Below are 15,959 nucleotides of genomic sequence, written 5' to 3'. Positions count from 1 at the left end.
CCTCAACCTGCAAAATTCACGCGTCGGCATACTCCACCGCAATCACCGCGAACCGCGTGTGGCCAGCCGGCAGCTCCGCTTCGAACTCGTCATCCAGCTTCTTCTTCAATACCGCCCGTGCCAGCGGCGAATCGATGCTGATCCAGCCGCGCTTGGCATCCGTCTCGTCGGGACCGACGATGCGATAGCGCGCCGTCTCGCCGTTGTCGGTGTTTTCCAGCTCGATGATGGCGCCGAAGAATACGGTTGCACGGTCAGCGGGCGCACCTTCGGCAACCTTCAAGGATGGAATGCGCTTGCTGAGGTAGCGCACGCGGCGGTCGATTTCGCCAAGTTGCTTCTTGCGATAGGTGTACTCGGCGTTTTCCGAGCGATCGCCTTCGGCCGCGGCAGCGGCGAGTGCTTTCACCACTTCCGGGCGCAGGGTATGCCACAGGTGATCGAGCTCGCTCTTGAGTTTTTCAAAGCCCTCGCGGGTGATGATCGCAGTGGAGCGTGGGGCAGGGGGACGCCAGCGGGTCATGGCGATACCACGCTCGGGGCTGCCAGTGCGCGCCCGGATACGAGCGAAAAGCTTGGACCGCGTCTGCACGCGCTCAAGCAATGTCCGTTGTAGGCAAGGCGCGTTTTCTGCAAACAGTTATTGCGTTTGTTGCAAATGTCTGGCATGAAGGCCTCCAAAGACTGGGGCCCGATTTTACGGTGTAGCCGCGCGGTATCGAACAAAGACCGCGCGACATCGACAAGAACGTGTTTTGAGTCTGCCCGCGCAGCCGGGCTTAGGCTGCGTTCTTCAGTACCCGGTGTACCCAACATGCCTTATCGTTCCATTCAACGTTCTTTGTGCCTGGCTTTGTCGGTCGCCGCGCTGATGCAATTGACTGCCTGCGCGGCCACCCAGGGCAGCGTGGCGCCCAAGCCGCCCTCGGCGACCGTCACCGCCTTGTACGGCCAGCTCGATCAGGCCAGCGGCAGTTACGAAACCGCCTTGCAGCAGACCCGCGCGGGCGATACGCAGGGGGCGCAGAAAACGCTGGATACCTCGCTCGACCAGTTGCGCGATGCCGCCGCACGTTGCGGCGCCACGCCGGGTTGCGATTCGCAGCGCTTCTTTTCGGTGTTCGATCACCTGTTGCGCTTGAAGGATGGCAGCTTCATCGGCGATCAGACCCCGGATGAAGAAACCGACGGCGGGCCCCTCACCGGTGAAGCCGGTGCCGGCAGCCTGCCGGAGGCGCAGCGTAGCGTCACGTTGTTGCGCGGGCATAAGCTTTCCGAGCTGATCGCCATGAACGGCCCGGTGAAGGCTGCGCTGGAAATGTGGCTTACGCAGTGGCGCGGCAACCTGATGGATGCGTACGTCAACTACCAGTTCCTGCGCCACGAGATGTGGCCGCAGTACCAGAGCGAAGGGCTGCCGGAGGCTTTGCTGTTCGGCATCATGGCCAAGGAATCCGGTGGCAAGGTGCATGCGGTGTCGCGTTCCGGCGCGGCCGGCCCGCTGCAATTCATGTACGCCACGGGGCTGCGTTTCGGGCTGACCGAGCAGGATGGTTTCGATACGCGTTTCGATCCGGCCGAGTCGGCGCGCGCGAATGCCGAGTACGTCAACGAGCAGTTGAAAGCCTTCAACGACAACCTCGAGCTCACCCTGGCGGCCTACAACGGCGGCGAAGGGCGCATGCGCCGGCTGGTGGGCGATGACACCTCGGTAAGCTTCTACGACCCGCGCATCTATGCGCAGGTCTCGCAGGAAACGCGCGACTACGTGCCGGCGGTGCTGGCGGCTGCCTGGCTGTTCCTGCATCCGGACAGCTACAACCTGCGCTTCCCGCGTGTGGATGGCCAGCAGGGCAGCATCACGCTCAAGCGCAGCGCGTCGATTTCGGAACTGACCGTATGCCTGGGTTCGGCCAACGACATGCCGGATGGCTGGTTCCGCACCTTGCGCAATCTCAATCCGCGCCTCGACCCGCAGCAGGAGCAACCGGTGGGCGCGGTGCTGCAGATACCCAAGTCGCTGGAGAAGGTCTATGCGGCGCGCTGTGTCGACGGCCCATGGCCGATTCTCGCCAGCGATCTGCACAACGCCGTGGTGCCGGTATTCCTCAATCCGCCGGCTGCGACGGACCCGGTGGTGCGCTACACGGTGCGCCGTGGCGACACGCTGGGCGCGATCGTGCGCAAGCATGGCAGTTGCAGCAGCGAAACGGAGGTCGCGCGCATGAACAACCTCAAGTTCAATCACGTAAAGGCAGGGCAGGTGCTGAAGTTGCCGAGCTGTCGCTGATCGGACGCGCTTGCTTCGCAGGCTGGGATTTCATCCAGCCTGCGTTTCCCCATTCAAGGCCGAGGGACGAGTAGCGAGGTTGCTTGAAACGGACGCCGCCTGGAGCAATCCGTGTCTCGCCTCGTCAGTCACCGTTTCAATTCCGCGGCGGGAGCAAAGGCTGTGACGCCCTCGCTACTCGTCGCTCGCCCCTGTCATGCGGCATGCGGCGCAGTGCGTCGCGCCCGCGTTGCGTTGGCGCAGCCGGTTTTCAGTCGATCAAGCGAAGCTCAGGCTGCCGCGCCCGAGCGCATCCACTGGGCCATGGTGTCCGGCTGTTCGCCGGTGGCGTCGCGCAATTCGCGCAGCACGCGCAAAAACTGGCGATGCTGCGGTTGCAGGCTGGTGTACGACGAATCCTTGGTTTCGTGATACGCCACGGCCAGCCACAGGGCGATGCCGCGCAGGGCGACTTCGGGATTGTCGGATTGGGCGCGGCTGAAACCGATGTCGGTGCCTTGGCCCCACGGCTTATAGCGCTGGTCGGGTGAGGTGTTGTACAGGTGCGGAAACTCGCAACGGGAGGCTTGGCCGATTTCGCGGAGCGTCATGACACCCAGGCGAGCGCGGGTGCGTTGGGGCAAGGCGGAGATGCTGCGTTCGATGTGCCGGAACTGACGCTGCAACTGCCGCGCGCGAATCATCGCGATCAGGCGGGTGACCATCTGCATGTGACCCCTCGTTGGACAGATCCGCGAAGGCGCGGATTGAGCAAGAGGATAGCGAGCCGTTTTAAGGCTGGGCGCCGAAAACGTCACAAAATGACGACAAATGTCAAAACGCGGCAAGTCGTGCTTGTCATCACGACTTGTCTTGTCCATCAAGTGTGATGCATATCACCTAATCGCTGGCCAACCTTGATCACCTGCTGTGCGGCGAGCGGATCCAGTTCGCCCACGCCATCGGGCAGCAGCACGATCACGGTGGAGCCCATGTTGAAGCGCGCCATCTCGGCGAAGCGATCCAGTTCGATGTTCTGTGCTTCGAACGATTTGCGGCGAATCGACGGTGCATACGGCGGAATCACCAGGCCATCCCATACGGTGGCAACCGACGACACCAGGATCGCGCCCACCATCACCACGGCGAATGGACCGTGCGTGCTTTCGAAGTGGCACACCAACCGTTCGTTGCGGGCGAACAGGCGGGGGATCGCATCCACCGCGAACGGCGCGACGCTGAAGATGCGCCCCGGGATATGCACGGTTTCTTTCAGCTTGCCGCGCAACGGCATGTGCACGCGGTGATAGTCGCGCGGCGACAGGTAGATGGTGACGAAGCGGCCGTTGCGATAGGGCGCGGCAGCTGCTTCATCGCCAAGCAATTCGGCGGCGGTGTAGCTCTGGCCTTTGGCCTGAAATATGCGTCCGTCGTCAATGGAGCCCGCTTGGCTGATGCGGCCATCGGCCGGCGAAATCAGGGCGCCGGGAGCCGCATCCGCCCGGCGGGCATCGGGGCGCAATTTGCGCGTGAAGAACGCATTGAAATGAGAATAGGCAAATGGATCGGCTTGGGCGGCTTCGGTCATGTCGACCTGATAGCTGCGCACGATCTTGCCGATCAGGAAGTTCTTCCACGGCCCAAAGGTCCAGCGCGTGGCCCAATAGACCACGCGTGACAAGGCCCGATGGGGAAGGATGTATTGCAGGAATACCTTGAAAGTCATCCGGCAAGTATAAGGAATCGGAGCGATTCCTGACCAAGCCGGGGAGGCCAACTCCATGAGCTTGCATGAGTCACCCGACCTTGAGTCGCTATACTTCACGACCCCTAAGCCGGACCGTGCCCACGTGACTGCCGAACTCGCCTCGATCATCGACTTCATCCGCTACGGTGCCAGCCGTTTTTCCGCAGCGGGTCTTACCTTCGGTCACAGTCACGACAACCCGATCGACGAAGCCACCCACCTGGTGCTGGCCAGCCTGCATCTGCCGCCGGACATTCCGCCGGCCTATGGCGCCGGCAGGCTGACCGAGGAAGAGCGCGTACGCGTGCTGCAGCTGATCGAGCGCCGCATCAGCGAACGTCTGCCGGTGGCCTACCTGGTTGGCGAAACCTGGTTCGCGGGCATCAAGTTCAAGAGCGACCGCCGCGCCCTGGTGCCGCGCTCGCCGATCGCCGAGCTGATCGAGTCCGGCTTCACGCCCTGGCTGGATGGCCGGCACGTGGAGCGTGCGCTGGACCTGTGCACCGGCTCGGGCTGCATCGGCATCGCCATGGCGGCCTACAACCCGCACTGGCAGGTGGATGTCGTCGACATCAGCGACGACGCGTTGTCGCTGGCGCGCGAAAACGTGGGCCTGGTCCATGTGGGTGAGCGTGTCGAGGTGGTCCGCTCGGATCTGTTTGCGGGCGTGCAGGGTCGCAAGTACGACCTGATCGTTTCCAATCCGCCTTACGTCACCGAAGACGAATACACCGCGTTGCCCGGTGAATACCGCCATGAGCCCAAACTGGGACTTACCTCCGGCGAAGACGGTCTCGACGCCTGCCTGCGCATTCTCGACCAAGCTGCCGACCACCTTACCGAAGAGGGGTTGTTGATCGTAGAGGTCGGCGAGAGTGAGCAAGCCCTGGTCGCCTTGCTGCCGGATGTGCCGTTCGTGTGGATCGAGTTCAAGGTTGGCCAGATGGGCGTGTTCGCGCTGGAGCGGCGCGACCTGGTCGAGCATCTCGACGCCATTCGCGCAGCGGCGCTCGAACGTAGCCGATCATAGATTGGTTCCCCCGGATCAGTTCGGGCTAACCCAACCTACAGAGTAAGGTGGCTGCTTATGCGCCGACGATTCATAAGCGCACGGCCCCGGGCCATGGCAAGATGCGAGACCACCCCGGCTGAGGCCAGGTCAGTTCCATCGCCATTTCGGTTCCCTACGTGTCCAGCAATTCCACCGGCAAGCTGTTTACCGTTACCACCTTCGGCGAAAGCCACGGACCGGCCATCGGCTGCGTGATCGACGGTTGTCCGCCGGGCCTGGCGATTGCGCCGGAGGAATTCCGCATCGACCTCGATCGCCGTGCCACCGGCCGCAGCCGGCACACCTCGCAGCGCAAGGAAGCCGATGAGGTGGAGATTCTCTCCGGCGTCTACGAGGGCCATACCACCGGCACGCCGATCGCGCTGCTGATCCGCAATACCGACCAGCGCAGCAAGGATTACGGCGATATCGCGCAGACCTTTCGTCCGGGCCATGCCGATTACACCTATTGGCAGAAATACGGCATCCGCGATCCGCGCGGCGGCGGGCGTTCGTCCGCGCGCGAAACCACCATGCGCGTGGCGGCGGCGGTGATCGCCAAGAAGTGGCTGGCCGAGCGCCATGGCGTGCGCGTTCGTGGCTATCTGGCGCAACTGGGTGAGGTCGTTCCGCAAGGTTTCGATTGGGAAGCGATCGAGCAAAACCCATTCTTCTGGCCGCACGAAGCGCAGGTGCCGGAGCTGGAGAAATACATGGACGCGCTGCGCAAGTCCGGCGACTCGGTCGGTGCGCGCGTGAACGTCGAAGCCGAAGGCGTGCCGCCGGGCTGGGGCGAGCCGATCTACGGCAAGCTCGATGGCGACCTCGCCGCCGCGTTGATGTCGATCAATGCGGTGAAAGGCGTGGAGATCGGCGACGGCTTTGCCGCAGTCACGCAGCGTGGCAGCCAGCATCGCGACGAAATGCATATGGACGGCTTTACGTCCAACCATGCCGGTGGCATTCTCGGTGGCATCAGCACGGGGCAGGCAGTGCGGGCCTCGATTGCGCTCAAGCCCACTTCGAGCATCCTGATTCCCGGCCGGAGCGTGAACCTGGCTGGCGAGTCGGTCGACGTGGTGACCAAGGGACGCCATGATCCCTGCGTCGGCATACGCGCCACGCCCATTGCGGAGGCCATGATGGCGCTGGTGCTGATGGATCATGCCTTGCGCCATCGCGCCCAGTGTGGCGACGTGGGCGAGATAAAACCGCGCATTCCCTGATCGGGCTGTCTTTTCTGCTGGCAAACTCGGATATTCATACATTTTGGTGATGCTTCCTATTTCCTCGCCGTCATTCCCGCGAAAGCGGGAATCCACGTCGCTCAGGAGCTAAAAGCGAAGATGGATTCCCGCTTTCGCGGGAATGACGTCCAGGCAATATGCAAGTTGTACCGTTCCCAACCATTCCACGATGAGCACGCAACACAACGTCTGGGTTTCCCGCCCGCTATTCCCTGAAGTACTGGACCAGCTGGCCCAGTACGTGGAAGTGCAGGCCGAAACCAGCGAGCGCAAGCATTCGGCAGTGGAGCTGCGCGAAAAGCTCGCCAGCGTTGATGGCGCCATCATCAGCCTGAGCGATCGTATCGACGGCGAGGTGATTGCCGGCAATCGCCGCCTGCGCGCCATCGCCAACCTCGCCGTGGGCTACAACAATCTCGACGTGCCCGCACTGACCGCAGCAGGCATCCTGGCCACCAATACGCCGGACGTGCTGAACGAAACCACTGCCGACTATGCGTGGGCCTTGCTGCTCGCTGCGGCCAGGCGCGTAAGCAGCGCGGAGCGTTGGCTGCGTGCGGGACATTGGCGCGGCGGCATGCGTTTCGACGATTGGCTCGGCCTGGACGTCCATGGCAAGACGTTGGGTATCCTCGGCATGGGCCGCATCGGCCAGGCGATTGCGCGGAGGGCCTACGGCTTCGGCATGCCTGTGCTCTATCACAACCGTTCGCGCCTGCCGATAGATACGGAACGCGAATGCCGCGCCGCCTGGGTGGAAAAAACCGAGCTGCTCAAGCGGGCGGATCATCTGATGCTGGTGCTGCCGTACAACGCGCAGAGCCATCACGCGATCGGCGCATCCGAACTCGCGCTGATGAAACCCACCGCCGTATTGGTAAACATTGCTCGCGGTGGCATCGTCGATGACGCCGCGCTGGCTGTTGCCTTGCGCGAAGGCCGAATCGCCGCGGCAGGGCTCGACGTCTTCGAAGGCGAGCCTGTCGTGCATCCCGCTCTGCGCGAACTCGACAACGCCGTGCTCAGCCCGCATATCGCCAGCGCCAGCGCCGACACGCGCCGCGCCATGGCACAGCTGGCGGCCGATAATCTGCTGGCTGCATTGGGCCATGGGCCCAATGCCGGATATCCCCCTTCATTGCTCAATCCCGACGCAAGGAAGGGGCATGAAACGAAAGCGTGATACAGCTCACGCCAGCAGTGCCGTGCCATGCCCTCCGCGCACTGTGCCGGCTAGATTCCCATTTGGGTTTCAGCCGCGCGGTGACCTTTCAACCCAGGCAATTCAATACGACAAGTGACCTAACGAGATGAGCAAGAAGAGTAGCTACAAGGTAGCCATGGTGGGCGCCACGGGCGCCGTCGGCGAAACCCTGCTGAGCATCCTGGCTGAGCGCGAATTCCCGGTCAGCGAGCTGGTGCCGCTGGCGAGCGCGCGTTCGGCCGGCAGCAAAGTGGAGTTCGGCGGTAAACAGATCACTGTGCAGAACCTGGATGACTACGACTTCAAAGGCGTGGACATCGCCTTCTTCTCGGCCGGTGGCTCGGTCAGCCGTGCGCACGCCCCGCGCGCGGCGGCTGCCGGTGCGGTGGTGATCGACAACACTTCGGAATATCGCTACCAGGACGATATCCCGCTGGTGGTGAGCGAAGTGAATCCGCACGCCATCGCGCAGTACACCACGCGCGGCATCATCGCCAACCCGAATTGCTCCACCATGCAGATGCTGGTTGCGCTGGCGCCGATCCATCGCGCGGTGGGCATCGAGCGCATCAATGTGGCGACGTATCAGTCGGTCTCCGGCGCAGGCCGCTCGGGCATGGAAGAGCTGGGCAAGCAGACCGCTGCGCTGCTCAACTTCCAGGACGTGGAAAAGTCCAAGTTCCCCAAGCAGATCGCGTTCAACGTGATCCCGCACATCGACGAGTTCCAGGCCAACGGCTACACCAAGGAAGAAATGAAGATGGTGTGGGAGACGCGCAAGATCCTGGAAGACGAATCCATCCAGGTGAACCCCACCGCGGTGCGCGTGCCGGTGTTCTACGGTCACTCCGAAGCCGTACACATCGAGACACGCGACAAGATCACCGCCGAACAGGCGCGCGAGCTGCTGCAGCAGGCGCCTGGCGTGGTCGTGCAGGACGAGCGCAAGCCTGGCGGCTATCCCACGCCGGTGGGCGATGCCGCGGGACAGGACCCGGTGTACGTGGGCCGCATCCGCGAAGACATCTCGCACGATCGCGGGTTGGACATGTGGGTCGTCTCTGACAACATTCGCAAAGGCGCCGCCCTCAACGCGGTGCAGATCGCGGAATTGCTGATTGAGGATTACCTGTAATGCAACGCTTCGCCCTGGTTTTGCTGGGTTGCCTGCTGGCTTCGAATCTTTTTGCACAATCGTCGGCCGATACCGTGCGTCAGGCCAAGAAGGTCAACCAGCGCGTCTCCCAGCACCAGGCCGAAGTACAGCGCCTACAGCAGGACGTAAGCCAGCAGGAATCCGCCAGCCAGCAGGCGGCGGAGCGGTTGCAGCAGCAGGATCGCACCATCGCCCAGCTGCGCAAGCAGCTCAAGGCGGCCCAGGACAACGCCAGGACACCGGCCACCGGGCATTGATGGCCGTCACGCCCGGCGGAAAAAGTCGCCGTGAAACAGGTTCGGCGGGCAAATCTGGTATTGTTGATTGACGTTTATCTAACTAAAGTGACGCCTTCCAGGAGGAAGGCGCCGCAAGCTGCGGTGTCTTTTCAATAAAGCGTCCGGGGTGTCTCGGGGGAGCCAAGCGATGAATCGTTCGTTGAAGCTGTCGATACTGCTGGCGCTTGCGCTCGGCAGCACTCAGGCGGCAGCCGTGGAGCTGGGCCAGGCCCATATCAAATCGGCACTGGGCCAACCCTTGCTGGTCGACATACCCGTCACCCACGGCACCCCGGCGGAGCTGCAAAGCCTGAGCGCCGAGCTGGCCCCCAACGACGCCTTCGTCAAGGCTGGCAGCCAGCGCCCGGCCATTCCCCTGCAATTCAGCGTGGTGGATGACAACGGCCACAAGGTGATCCGCGTCACCAGCAGCAGTCCCGTCGACGATCCCTACCTCGACCTGCTGGTGGAAGTGAACAGCAGTACCGGCAGCAACGTGCGCGAGTTCGCGATCCTGCTCGATCCGCCCGGCAAGGTGACGCAGGCGGCCAGCAGTGCGCCCGCGCGCCATCGTGCGCCGGCCAGCAGCACATCGACCAGTAGCGAAAGTGCGGCCGCACCGTCGCGCCGTTCGAGCGTGCCGGCACGCAATGCCGCCGCGCCGGAAGTGAAGAATGGCCAGTTCGGTCCGGTGGAGAAGGGCGCCACGCTGTCGCATATCGCCGCCGAGGTCGCGCCGAGCGGCGTCGACACCAACCAGATGATGCTGGCGCTGAAATCCGCCAATCCGGATGCCTTCTACCGCGACAACATCAATGCCCTGAAAGCGGGCGCGATCCTGCGCGTGCCGTCGCGCGACGACGCCGTCGCCACCGCCGTGGCCGCCGCCGCGGCAGCGGTGCGCCAGCAGAACGCCGATTGGCGCAACGGCAGCACCACGCCGGTGGCTGTTGCCGCCGGTGGCACGCGCGAGAATGCCACGGTGGCGCCGACCGCCAACAGCAATGCCGACCGCCTGGCGCTTGTACCGCCGGGCAGCGAAGGCCACGCGGCCGGTGGCTCGAACGGCAAGGGCGCCAACGCCGCCGTGCGCCAGGAATTGCAGCGCAGCCAGGAAACGCTCGCCTCCCTGCAGCAGCAGAGCGATGAGCTGAAGTCGCGGCTGAAAGACCTGGAAGACATCAACAACAAGAACCAGCGTCTGCTGTCGCTGAAAGACAACGAAATCGCCGACCTGCAAAAGCAGCTGGCCGACGCGCGCAAAGCCGCCGGCAAGCCTGCTGCGCCGGCACCCGCGCCAGCTCCGGCGCCTGAGGTTGCCAGCAAGCCGGTCGCTCCGGTCGCGGCGCCGTCTCCGGCTCCCGCTCCGGCCATGGCGACGGCAGCAACGGCGCCCAAGCCCGCCGCTGCCGCCTCGGCCCCGCATAACGTGGTGACCACGCCGCTCAATGCGCCGGCCAAGCCGAAGCCCGTGGTTCAGCCGCATCACGTGCCGACGCCGGCGCAGGAAGAGCAGCCCTGGTACATGGAAACCTGGGCCTGGGCCGCGGGTGCTGCCGTGGTCGTACTTGGCCTCGTGGGCCTGCTGCTGTCGCGTCGCGGCAAGTCCGGCGCCAAGCCGTCCAAGGGCGCGGCACCGACCAAGGGCGGTTCGCTGGCGGATCGCTTCGGCACGGCGGACGAGGGCGAAGGCCACGCCGGTTCCGATCCGGATCAGGACGAGCTGCTCGACCAACTGGCCGAACAGCCCGATGACATCGGCCTGCATCTGGAGTTGGTCAGCCTGTACTACACCCGCCGCGACGTCGAGCATTTCGAAGCCGCCGCCGAAGCCATGCACGCGCACATCACCGATCCGGACCAGCCCGAGTGGCAGGATGTGGTGCACATGGGGCGTGACCTGGCCCCGGGGCATCCGCTGTTTGCCGAAGCGGGCGCGGACGCCACCACCATGCGCGAGCCGGCTCATCATTTTGACCTGGACAGCTACAGCAACCCGTCCGCGCCGGAGCCTGTTGCACCGGCCAAGAGCTCCTCGGCGCAGCCTTCCAAGGTCAGCGAATACCATTTCGATTTCGATCTGACGCCGCATCATCCGGAAGCGCTCAGTCGCGCTGCCGCTCCGGCGCCCGCGCCTGCCGCCGCCGTGAAAGAGGCGGACGAGGAAGAGCCGATTTCCACCTGGAAATTCGACGAGCCGCTGGAGGCACCGCAAGCGCATACGGAGCAGGTCGAACACACCGACCATGACAACTTCGGCGAGCTGCACGACGATCCTGTCGATACCAAGCTTGACCTGGCTCGCGCCTATCTCGACATGGGCGATCCGGACGGCGCCCGTGCCATGCTGGAAGAAGTGCTGCACGAAGGTAGCCAGATGCAAAGAGATGTGGCCAAGGAGCTGCTCGAAAAGATCAGCTGATTCGTCTTGGTTGCCAACACACCCGTTCGGGCCGGCCATGCCGGCCCGAAGCATTTTCGTCACCTGCTACTCTTATCCACTTCTTGAATTTTGATCTTCACGGTCACGCATGCGCATCGCCTTGGGCATCGAATACGACGGCACCGATTTCTTCGGCTGGCAGCGGCTGAGCCACGGCGCCAGCGTGCAGGCCAGCCTGGAGCGGGCGCTTTCGTTCGTCGCGGCCGAGGCCATCGAAGTAACCTGTGCAGGCCGCACCGATGCTGGTGTGCATGGCCGTTGCCAAGTGGTGCATTTCGATACCGGTGTGCAGCGCGACCTGCGGGGTTGGGTGCTCGGCGGCTGCTCGAATCTTCCAGCGAGTGTGGCCGTGTTGTGGGCCAAGGTGATGTCCGATGATTTCCACGCACGCTTTTCCGCGCGCAGCCGGCGCTATCGTTACACCTTGCTCAATCGCACCATTCGACCTGCGCTGGATGCGCGCTACGTGGCCTGGGAGCGCCTGCCGCTGGACGCGGAACGCATGCATGCCGCCGCGCAGGCCTTGATCGGCGAGCATGATTTCTCCGCGTTTCGCGCCATATCGTGCCAGGCCGCGCACGCTCGCCGTGCAGTGAAATACCTGCGCGTGCATCGCGACGGCGAGCAGGTGATCGTGGATATCGAAGCAAACGCGTTCCTGCATCACATGGTGCGCAACATCGTCGGCTCGCTGCTGGTGGTGGGTCGCGGCGAACAATCACCCGAATGGATAGCGGAGCTGCTGGCTGGGCGAAACCGCGAAGTGGCCGGCCCCACCGCCGCCGCTTCGGGGCTCACCTTCATCGGTCCGCGCTATGAAAAACGTTGGGGTCTACCTGAGGAGGTGAGCGAATGACGCGCATCAAATGTTGCGGCATGACCCGCGTCGAGGATGCCTTGCTCGCCGCCGAACTTGGTGCCGATGCCATTGGCGTAGTGCTCACGTCGCGTAGCAAGCGGCAGGTATCGCTGCGGCAGGCGCGCGCCATCGTCGAGGCGATGCAGCCGTTCGTCACCACGGTGGCGTTGTGCATGGATGAGGAGGCGAACTTCGTGCAGGAGATCATCGACACCGTTCGCCCCTCGATGCTGCAGTTCCACGGCAATGAGAGCGACGAATGGTGCAAGCAATTCGGCCAGCCCTACTTGAAGGCCATCGCGATGGGTGCGGGTGCTGCGGCGCTGTACCAGTTGCGTGATCATCCGCACGCGGCCGGGCTGCTGCTCGATGGACACGGCCTCGGCGAACCGGGCGGCAGCGGCAAATTGTTCGACTGGTCGCTGATGCCACGCGACCTGAAACAGCCGCTGCTGCTGGCCGGTGGCTTGACGCCCGAGAACGTCGCTGCAGCGATCCGCATGGCACGGCCGTGGGCGGTGGATGTGTCGAGCGGTATCGAATCGGCGCCGGGCATCAAGGATTGCGGCAAGATGCGTGCGTTCATGGCAGCGGTGCGTGCCGAGGCATAACCGGGTAGCTGGGATGACAATCCCAGCACCGGGATGCGCAAAAAAAAGCTGCGATTTCATCCCGGCCTACATCCCTAGGGCGTGGCGCATCCACGCCGCCAGCGCATCAACGCGGCGATCGTTCCTGCGCCGCGGTGTCGCCAGAATCCAGCTCGCATCCGTCTGCTGGAATCCCCACGGTGCAAGCAAACGTCCTGCGTCGATATCGTCCTGCACCAGCTGTGCTGGCGCGATGGCTACGCCAAGTCCTGCGACCGCGGCTTCCAGCAGATAGAACAGATGGGTAAAGCCCTGTCCGTAATGCAGGGATTCAAACGGAATGCCATTCGCCCGTGCCCACGCCGGCCACGCCTGGGGACGCGAGCTGGTGTGCAGCAGGGCTTCGTGGCTCAACGCGGGAGCGCCATGTTCCAGCAAGCGCTCGAGACCCGCATGGCGTGGGCTGACCACGGCGCCGATGCGTTCGGGTGCCAACACATGGATCTGCCAGCCAGCTGGCCATGGCGGTGTCGCCACGGCCAGTGCGGCATCGGGTTCGGCATGGCGGGGTGCAAGCGGATCTTCTTCCGGTGACAAATGCAGCCGCAGCAACGGCAGATCGCGTTCCAGCCGTTCCAGGCGGGGAATCACCCAGCGGGCGAGCAGGCTGCCGGCGCAGCCGAGCACGAACGGTGCATCGTTGCGGATACGTTGCAGATCGGCCCAGCCTTCGCGCAATTGCTCGAATGCACTGCTGACGCGATCGCGCAGTTCCTCCCCAATGGCGGTAAGCGCCACACCGCGTCCCTGGCGAACAAACAGCGGTTTGTCCAGGGCTTCTTCCAGCACGCGCAGTTGTCGGCTGATGGCGCCGTGGGTGACGTGCAGCTCCTCCGCGGCACGGCCGACGCTGCCCAGGCGGGCGGTGGCCTCGAAGGCGCGCAAGGCGTTGAGGGAAGGCAGGTCACGCACGGTGTGGTGAGTTTTTCTAACGGGTGACGGTGATCATATCGCTTTTTCGATCGTCTCAATCGCGCTATTTTCCTTATTCCAGGGCGTCCATCCGGCGTCTCCGTCTTCCATAGGATTTCTGACCAATGATCCAGGATTTCCACCAGTGGCCCGATCCCCACGGGCGCTTCGGCGACTTCGGCGGGCAATATGTGGCCGAAACCCTGATGGCCCCGCTGGCCGAGCTCACCGAGGCTTACCTGCGCCTGCGCGAGGACCCCGAGTTCCTGGCTGAACTGGATCGCGACCTCACCTACTACGTCGGACGCCCCAGCCCGATCTACCACGCCGAACGGCTGTCGAAGCACGTCGGCGGCGCACGCATCCTGCTCAAGCGTGAAGACCTGAACCACACCGGCGCGCACAAGATCAACAACACCATCGGCCAGGCCTTGGTCGCCAAGCGCATGGGCAAGCCGCGCGTGATCGCCGAGACCGGCGCCGGCCAGCATGGCGTGGCCACCGCGACAGTCGCGGCGCGTTTTGGCTTGAAGTGCGTGGTGTACATGGGCGCCGTCGATATCGAGCGGCAGAAGATCAACGTCTACCGCATGAAGCTGCTCGGCGCCGACGTGGTGCCGGTGACGTCGGGCTCGAAAACGCTCAAGGACGCATTGAACGAAGCGATGCGCGACTGGGTCACCAACGTCGCCGACACGTTCTACATCATCGGCACTGTCGCCGGCCCGCATCCGTATCCGATGATGGTGCGCGATTTCAACGCCATCGTCGGGCGCGAGGCGCGTGCGCAGATGCTGGAACAGTACGGCCGCCTGCCGGATGTGCTTACCGCGTGCGTGGGCGGCGGCTCGAACGCGATCGGTTTGTTCCATGCCTTCCTCAACGACAGCGGGGTGCGCATGGTCGGTGCCGAGGCGGCAGGCGAGGGCATCGCTACCGGCCACCATGCTGCGTCACTCGCGGCGGGACGACCCGGTGTGCTGCACGGCAATCGCACCTATGTGTTGTGCGACGACAACGGCCAGATCACCGAAACGCATTCGGTCTCGGCCGGCCTCGATTACCCGGGCGTCGGCCCGGAGCACGCTTTCCTCAAAGACGCCGGCCGGGCCGACTATGTTGGTGTGACCGACGACGAAGCCCTGGAAGCTTTCCACTTGCTCGCACGCACCGAAGGCATTCTTGCCGCGCTGGAATCCAGCCACGCCGTGGCGCAGGCCCTGAAGCTGGCGCGCGAGCTGCCGAAGGACGGCATCGTGCTGTGCAATCTTTCCGGCCGAGGCGACAAAGACGTGCATACGATCGCCGCACGCGAAGGAGTGCAGGTATGAGCCGCATTGATCAACGCTTTGCCGTGCTGAAGGCCGCGGGCCGCACCGGCTTGATCCCGTTCGTCACTGCCGGCGATCCCGCGCCGGAACATACCGTGGCCTTGATGCACGCGCTGGTCGATGCCGGCGCCGACGTGATCGAGTTGGGCGTGCCGTTTTCCGATCCGATGGCCGATGGCCCGGTGATCCAGCACGCCAGCGAGCGCGCCATCGCCAAGGGCGTGGGTTTGGCCGACGTACTCACCTGGGTGGCCGCATTCCGCGAGCGTGACCAGAACACGCCAATCGTGCTGATGGGCTATCTCAATCCGGTGGAAATCCGGGGCTTCCAGCGCTTTGCGGATGAAGCCGTCAAGGCGGGCGTCGATGGCGTGCTGCTGGTGGATTGCCCGCTGGAAGAAGCTGCCGTGCTGGCGCCGTTGCGCAACGCCGGCCTCAAGCAGATTCTGCTCGCCGCACCCACGACCGCACCCGAGCGTATGGCGCAATTGTGCGAGGCCGCCGACGGTTTCCTGTACTATGTATCGTTCGCCGGCATCACGGGGGCGGGACGCTTGAGTACGCAGGACATCGCCGCACGCGTGGCAGATATCCGTAAGCGCGCCAAAGCGCCAGTCGCTGTTGGGTTCGGCGTGAAGGATGCGCAGAGCGCGAAAGCCATCAGCGGATTCGCCGACGCAGTAGTGATCGGCAGTGCGTTGGTGGAGCGCCTGGATGGTGCGAAGACGGCCTCGGAGATCACGGCAACGATCGATGATTTCCTTCGCCCGATCCGCGCGGCACTGGATGCTGCTTGAAGTATTAGCTGATTG

At 63.9% G+C, this 15,959-nt stretch carries 15 protein-coding genes; 11 read left to right on the top strand and 4 right to left on the bottom strand.

The window, feature by feature from the left end:
- Positions 1–16 precede the first annotated feature (16 nt).
- A complete protein-coding gene (gene greB / locus V7M64_RS04330; RefSeq protein ID WP_333677283.1) occupies positions 17–523 on the bottom strand; it encodes a transcription elongation factor GreB in 507 nt (168 codons plus the stop codon).
- A gap of 291 nt (positions 524–814) precedes the next feature.
- Between greB and V7M64_RS04325 the strand changes: the two genes are divergently transcribed.
- Positions 815–2,290 (top strand): transglycosylase SLT domain-containing protein, encoded by a 1,476-nt coding sequence (locus tag V7M64_RS04325; RefSeq protein WP_333677281.1) that lies wholly within the window; start codon positions 815–817, stop codon positions 2,288–2,290.
- 269 nt (positions 2,291–2,559) lie between these two features.
- Here the strand turns inward: V7M64_RS04325 and V7M64_RS04320 are convergent, their stop codons facing one another.
- Together V7M64_RS04320 and asd are read right to left on the bottom strand one after the other, a co-directional pair.
- The gene (locus tag V7M64_RS04320; protein WP_333677279.1) at positions 2,560–3,000 is read right to left on the bottom strand and encodes a hypothetical protein; all 441 of its coding nucleotides are present in this window, start codon (positions 2,998–3,000) and stop codon (positions 2,560–2,562) included.
- A gap of 149 nt (positions 3,001–3,149) precedes the next feature.
- Positions 3,150–3,995: an archaetidylserine decarboxylase gene (asd, locus tag V7M64_RS04315; protein WP_333677278.1), complete on the bottom strand. Its 846-nt coding sequence runs from the start codon at positions 3,993–3,995 to the stop codon at positions 3,150–3,152.
- A 124-nt stretch (positions 3,996–4,119) separates the two neighbouring features.
- Here asd and prmB point away from each other — a divergent pair, with 124 nt between their 5' ends.
- The 8 genes from prmB (at position 4,120) to V7M64_RS04275 (ending at position 12,865) form a co-directional block, all read left to right on the top strand.
- Complete coding sequence (gene prmB, locus V7M64_RS04310; protein WP_333677276.1) at positions 4,120–5,046, top strand: 50S ribosomal protein L3 N(5)-glutamine methyltransferase; 927 nt, start codon at positions 4,120–4,122, stop codon at positions 5,044–5,046.
- Positions 5,047–5,204: 158 nt separating this feature from the next.
- Entirely contained in the window at positions 5,205–6,293 is a 1,089-nt protein-coding gene (gene aroC, locus V7M64_RS04305) for a chorismate synthase (protein ID WP_333677274.1), read from the top strand.
- A gap of 190 nt (positions 6,294–6,483) precedes the next feature.
- Entirely contained in the window at positions 6,484–7,497 is a 1,014-nt protein-coding gene (locus V7M64_RS04300; RefSeq protein WP_333677272.1) for a D-glycerate dehydrogenase, read from the top strand.
- A gap of 127 nt (positions 7,498–7,624) precedes the next feature.
- Positions 7,625–8,653 carry an aspartate-semialdehyde dehydrogenase gene (locus V7M64_RS04295; RefSeq protein WP_333677270.1) on the top strand — a complete coding sequence of 343 codons (1,029 nt, stop codon included), beginning with the start codon at positions 7,625–7,627 and terminating at the stop codon, positions 8,651–8,653.
- Positions 8,653–8,931 carry a hypothetical protein gene (locus tag V7M64_RS04290; protein ID WP_333677268.1) on the top strand — a complete coding sequence of 93 codons (279 nt, stop codon included), beginning with the start codon at positions 8,653–8,655 and terminating at the stop codon, positions 8,929–8,931. The genes V7M64_RS04295 and V7M64_RS04290 overlap by 1 nt, the downstream gene beginning before the upstream one ends.
- A gap of 169 nt (positions 8,932–9,100) precedes the next feature.
- A complete protein-coding gene (locus tag V7M64_RS04285) occupies positions 9,101–11,374 on the top strand; it encodes a FimV/HubP family polar landmark protein (protein ID WP_333677267.1) in 2,274 nt (757 codons plus the stop codon).
- 109 nt (positions 11,375–11,483) lie between these two features.
- The gene (gene truA, locus V7M64_RS04280) at positions 11,484–12,251 is read left to right on the top strand and encodes a tRNA pseudouridine(38-40) synthase TruA (protein ID WP_333677266.1); all 768 of its coding nucleotides are present in this window, start codon (positions 11,484–11,486) and stop codon (positions 12,249–12,251) included.
- A complete protein-coding gene (locus tag V7M64_RS04275; RefSeq protein ID WP_333677265.1) occupies positions 12,248–12,865 on the top strand; it encodes a phosphoribosylanthranilate isomerase in 618 nt (205 codons plus the stop codon). The genes truA and V7M64_RS04275 overlap by 4 nt, the downstream gene beginning before the upstream one ends.
- Before the next feature lie 66 nt (positions 12,866–12,931).
- Here V7M64_RS04275 and V7M64_RS04270 read toward each other — a convergent pair whose 3' ends face one another.
- Positions 12,932–13,816, bottom strand: coding sequence for a LysR family transcriptional regulator (locus tag V7M64_RS04270; protein WP_333677264.1), 885 nt, complete (start codon positions 13,814–13,816; stop codon positions 12,932–12,934).
- A gap of 125 nt (positions 13,817–13,941) precedes the next feature.
- Here V7M64_RS04270 and trpB point away from each other — a divergent pair, with 125 nt between their 5' ends.
- Positions 13,942–15,147 carry a tryptophan synthase subunit beta gene (gene trpB / locus V7M64_RS04265; RefSeq protein ID WP_333677262.1) on the top strand — a complete coding sequence of 402 codons (1,206 nt, stop codon included), beginning with the start codon at positions 13,942–13,944 and terminating at the stop codon, positions 15,145–15,147.
- Positions 15,144–15,944, top strand: coding sequence for a tryptophan synthase subunit alpha (trpA, locus tag V7M64_RS04260; protein WP_333677260.1), 801 nt, complete (start codon positions 15,144–15,146; stop codon positions 15,942–15,944). Before trpB ends, trpA begins: the two co-directional genes overlap by 4 nt.
- Positions 15,945–15,959: the final 15 nt, after the last annotated feature.

The organism is Dyella sp., assembly GCF_036746095.1.
GTDB lineage: Bacteria > Pseudomonadota > Gammaproteobacteria > Xanthomonadales > Rhodanobacteraceae > Dyella_B.
The sequence above is the reverse complement of the archived record's forward strand: the minus strand, read 5'-3'. Positions and strand labels throughout refer to the sequence as shown.

Bases quoted from the DNA above. Each gene is read 5' to 3' on its own strand.
- V7M64_RS04300 (WP_333677272.1), top strand. From the start codon at position 6,484: ATGAGCACGCAACACAACGTCTGGGTTTCCCGCCCGCTATTCCCTGAA.
- trpA (WP_333677260.1), top strand. From the start codon at position 15,144: ATGAGCCGCATTGATCAACGCTTTGCCGTGCTGAAGGCCGCGGGCCGC.
- V7M64_RS04275 (WP_333677265.1), top strand. From the start codon at position 12,248: ATGACGCGCATCAAATGTTGCGGCATGACCCGCGTCGAGGATGCCTTG.
- V7M64_RS04320 (WP_333677279.1), bottom strand. From the start codon at position 3,000: ATGCAGATGGTCACCCGCCTGATCGCGATGATTCGCGCGCGGCAGTTG.
- V7M64_RS04295 (WP_333677270.1), top strand. From the start codon at position 7,625: ATGAGCAAGAAGAGTAGCTACAAGGTAGCCATGGTGGGCGCCACGGGC.
- V7M64_RS04290 (WP_333677268.1), top strand. From the start codon at position 8,653: ATGCAACGCTTCGCCCTGGTTTTGCTGGGTTGCCTGCTGGCTTCGAAT.
- greB (WP_333677283.1), bottom strand. From the start codon at position 523: ATGACCCGCTGGCGTCCCCCTGCCCCACGCTCCACTGCGATCATCACC.
- V7M64_RS04325 (WP_333677281.1), top strand. From the start codon at position 815: ATGCCTTATCGTTCCATTCAACGTTCTTTGTGCCTGGCTTTGTCGGTC.
- asd (WP_333677278.1), bottom strand. From the start codon at position 3,995: ATGACTTTCAAGGTATTCCTGCAATACATCCTTCCCCATCGGGCCTTG.
- V7M64_RS04285 (WP_333677267.1), top strand. From the start codon at position 9,101: ATGAATCGTTCGTTGAAGCTGTCGATACTGCTGGCGCTTGCGCTCGGC.
- truA (WP_333677266.1), top strand. From the start codon at position 11,484: ATGCGCATCGCCTTGGGCATCGAATACGACGGCACCGATTTCTTCGGC.
- trpB (WP_333677262.1), top strand. From the start codon at position 13,942: ATGATCCAGGATTTCCACCAGTGGCCCGATCCCCACGGGCGCTTCGGC.